Raw genomic sequence first — 617 nt, forward strand, 5'->3', positions numbered from 1 at the left:
CCGCCGCCCACCGTGAATTGGCCCGAGAGCGGGCCGCTCGAGCGGCGGGTGATGATGTTGACGACGCCGCCGATCGCCGATGCGCCATAGACCGCAGACGCCGGCCCACGCAGCACCTCGACGCGGGCGATGCTTTCCGGGGCGACGGTGTTTAAGCTGGTCGATCCCGACGGGCGGCCGTCGACCAGCACCAAGGTGCGCGGATTGATCGTGAATTCGAAATCCGGCCGCAGACCGCGCAGGCTGATGCCGCCCAGCCCGTTGGGATATTGGATCACGTCGATCGCGGCGTTCTTCTTGAGCAGGTCGAGGAAATTGATCGCGACCGTCCGGTCGAGCTGCTGGTCGGTGATGACCTGGATTGCCGAGGCGACGTCCTGCCGCCGTTCCTGCGTGCGGGCGGCGGTGACGACGATGTCTCCGGATACCTCCGTCGCGTCATCCACCTGCTTCTGCGCGAACGCATTTCCCGTCGTCAGACCGGCCATAACGGCTGCGACAATCGCTCCGCTCCTCATTCACGCCCCCGCCCAAACTGGAGCACGCCGCGTAATGATACATCGTCACATTGACAACCCCGGTTGATCGAATGCTGCGACTAGAATCTGATCAGTCGA

At 64.2% G+C, this 617-nt stretch carries 1 protein-coding gene; it reads right to left on the minus strand.

What is annotated here, in order from left to right; translation table 11 throughout:
- Positions 1-488, minus strand: a 488-nt coding sequence (locus BRX37_RS26435; protein ID WP_164522560.1) for a TonB-dependent receptor plug domain-containing protein, incomplete at its 3' end; no start/stop codon positions are given.
- Positions 489-617: the final 129 nt, after the last annotated feature.

The sequence above is a fragment of the Sphingomonas sp. S-NIH.Pt3_0716 genome (assembly GCF_003950715.1).
Lineage (GTDB): Bacteria > Pseudomonadota > Alphaproteobacteria > Sphingomonadales > Sphingomonadaceae > Sphingobium > Sphingobium yanoikuyae_A.